This is a genomic window from Polaromonas sp. P1_G4 (genome assembly GCF_056405475.1).
In genome coordinates this window covers 1-2,922 of sequence record NZ_JBFUCA010000511.1, presented here as the reverse complement: position 1 = coordinate 2,922, position 2,922 = coordinate 1, and the positions used below count along the sequence as shown (strand labels likewise).

Sequence of the window (2,922 nt, the reverse complement as noted above, 5' to 3'; positions counted from 1 at the left end):
CAAGGGCGCCTGAAGCCGCATGGCGTCGCATGAAACCCATCGTGCCATCGACGCCGTATGGCGCATCGAATCGGCCAAGGTCATCGCCAAGGTTGCGCGCATGGTGCAGGAGGTGGGCCTGGCCGAAGAGATCGCGCAGGACGCGCTGGTCACGGCGCTGGAGCGCTGGCCGAAGATCGGCGTGCCGGACAACCCGGGCGCCTGGCTTATGGCCGTCGCCAAGCACCGGGCCATCGACTACCTGCGGCGGCGCAAGCTGCTGGCGCTCAAGCATGAAGAGCTGGGCCATGAACTCGAGCTGGAGCAGGAAATGGCTTTCGCCGATGTAGACGATCCCGGCTCTGGCGACGACGGCGCCGACGACTACGGCGACGATCTGCTGCGCCTGATCTTCACCGCTTGCCACCCGGTGCTGTCCACCGAGGCGCGCATTGCGCTCACGCTGCGGCTGCTGGGCGGCCTGAGCACCGACGAGATCGCGCGCGCCTTCCTGGTGCCTGAGCCCACGGTGGCCCAGCGCATCGTGCGTGCCAAGCGCACCCTGGCCGAGGCGCGCGTGCCTTTTGAAGTGCCTGGCCCTGAAGAGCGCGGCGCCCGGCTGGCTTCGGTGCTGGAAGTTATTTACCTGATCTTCAATGAAGGCTACTCAGCCACTTCGGGCGGCGACTGGATGCGGCCCGCGCTGTGCGACCAGGCCTTGCGACTGGGGCGCGTGCTGGCCGAACTCGCGACGCAGGAGCCTGAGGTTCACGGCCTGGTGGCGCTGATGGAAATCCAGGCCTCGCGCGCCAGGGCGCGCACCGGGCCTTCGGGTGAGCCCATCTTGCTGCTGGAGCAAAACCGGGCAAGCTGGGACCACATCCTGATWCGCCGCGGCCTTGCGGCGCTGGCGCGTGCCGAGGCGCTGGGCGGTGCGCTGGGGCCGTATGCGCTGCAGGCCGCGATTGCCGCGTGCCATGCGCGTGCGCCCACGGGCGCCGACACCGACTGGCATCGCATCGCCGCGCTTTACGATGCGCTGGCGCAGCTCATGCCGTCACCGGTGGTGGAACTCAACCGCGCCGTCGCGCTGGCGATGGCTTTCGGCCCGGCGACGGGGCTGGAGGTGGCCGATGCGCTGCTGGCCGAACCCTTGATGAAAAACTACCATCTGCTGCCCAGCGTACGCGCCGACTTTTTGTTCAAGCTCGGCCGGCTCGAAGAAGCCCATGCGGAGTTCGAGCGCGCCGCGTCGCTCACCCGCAACCTGCGCGAGCGCGAACTGTTGCTGGCGCGCGCCGCAGCCTGCGCGCCGGGCTCCACACCGCGCCTTTCCTGACGCGTGTTTACGGTGCCGGCCTGCGGCCGCCCAGCATGCAGGCGATGGCCGCCAGCTGCAACAGCACGGTCGCGCCGAAGTAAAGGACTGTGCCCGCACCGAGGTGCGCCGGACTCCCGCCGGCTGTGACCAGCAGCAGGCCAAACGTGGCCGGCGCCAGCGCCCACAGACCCTGCGACATGGCCACGATCAACGCGATCACCCGCGGAACATCGCCCTTGACGAACTCCACCTGTGCCACCAGCGGCGGCAGCGAAGTGGTGTTGCCGATACCGACGCCGAACAGCACCACGCCGGCAAGAATCAGCACGGTCTGGTGTTCCGCCGCACAAGCCAGCAGCAGTGAGCCGGTGATCTGCACCGCGTAGCTCACGCTGGCGACCAGTCGCCGGTCGGCATCCACCGGCATGCATTTGGCGACGATGGTGCGGCCGCCGATGGCGCAAGCGGTGGCCAGCGCCATCGCCAGGCCCGCGCCTTGGGTGCTGAGCGCTGACACCAGCAGCGAATACAAATGCGTGATCAAGCCGGCCTGGGCAAACATGCTCAGCGCCATCGCCGCGGCCAGCGTACGAAAGCTGCGGTCTCGCCACAGCAGGCGGCCCGGCAAGGGTTTGGCATGCGCAGAGGTGACGGTGCGCGAGGGTGTGCCCGGTGCATCACCGTCAGGCTGCTGGCCCATGCGCTCCGGCGTTTGCGTGATGACGTAAAAACACAGGCAGACCACCACGGTCAGCATGGCCGCGCCCACCAGCAAGGTGGCGGCGGTAAAACCCAACGCGGCGATCAGCGCGCCCCATAGCGGTGAGAAAATCACACCGCCCAGGCTGGCGCCGTTGTAGGCCTTGGCCAGTGCCAGGGGCCGGCCGCGCATAAACCAGGGCGAGATGATGGCGTTGATCCCCGCCGCGCCCATGGTGACCCAGCCGCCGCCCGTCAGCATGGCAGCCGCAAACAGTTGCCAGGGCTGTGCAGCCAGCGCCCAGCCCAGAAGTCCCAGTGCCAGCGCGGCGGCGCCCGCAGCGGTAGTGGCGGCGACCCCCAGCCGGGCGTGGATGCGCGGCAGGCAGGCCACCACGCCCGCGCCGAATAAAAAGTGAAAGGTCACGGCGCTTGATACCAGTGGCAACGCCCAGCCGGTGCGGGCGATCACCGCATGCAGAAAAATCGCCGGGCTGTAAAAGCCAATACCCCAGCCGAAGATGGCCAGTACAAAGGCGGCGCGCACAACGGTGGCGCCGTAAAAGGCGCGTGGCACCGGCGGCTGGAGGGCGGAGGTCGTTGGCAATTCCATGGAGTTCTCCGTGTGAGAAGGCAGCGACTGCTGCATGGCCTCCATGGTGCGGCGAAGAGGGTGCGCGATGCTTCGCCCCGGAGCGAAGCATGGGGTTTGCGATGCTGCTAAGGTTGGTATCCAGAAGGTCTTAAACCATGATGAATACCAACCAAATCGCGCACATCGCCTCGTTGGTCGGCGAGCCGGCCCGCACCGCCATGCTGATGGAGCTGCTGGACGGCCGATCGCTCACCGCCCACGAACTGGCCGGCGTTGGCAACGTGTCGCCGCAAACCGCCAGCCGCCACCTGGCCCTGATGGTCGAAGG

Annotated in this window: 2 protein-coding genes and 1 pseudogene; 2 read left to right on the top strand and 1 reads right to left on the bottom strand. The window is 67.8% G+C overall.

The genetic code is table 11. The features are described 5' to 3' along the window. The first annotated feature begins 19 nt into the window (after window positions 1-19). Window positions 20-1,318, top strand: a complete 1,299-nt coding sequence (locus AC1D1X_RS19665) for an RNA polymerase sigma factor (RefSeq protein ID WP_477670146.1) — start codon at window positions 20-22, stop codon at window positions 1,316-1,318. A 7-nt stretch (window positions 1,319-1,325) separates the two neighbouring features. Here the strand turns inward: AC1D1X_RS19665 and AC1D1X_RS19660 are convergent, their stop codons facing one another. Further along, entirely contained in the window at window positions 1,326-2,612 is a 1,287-nt protein-coding gene (locus tag AC1D1X_RS19660; RefSeq protein ID WP_477670145.1) for an MFS transporter, read from the bottom strand. A 140-nt stretch (window positions 2,613-2,752) separates the two neighbouring features. Here AC1D1X_RS19660 and AC1D1X_RS19655 point away from each other — a divergent pair. Then, window positions 2,753-2,922: pseudogene (locus AC1D1X_RS19655) on the top strand (ArsR/SmtB family transcription factor); the annotation flags it as partial.

Excerpts from the sequence above, each read along its gene's own strand:
- AC1D1X_RS19660 (WP_477670145.1), bottom strand. The coding sequence starts at position 2,612 with ATGGAATTGCCAACGACCTCCGCCCTCCAGCCGCCGGTGCCACGCGCC.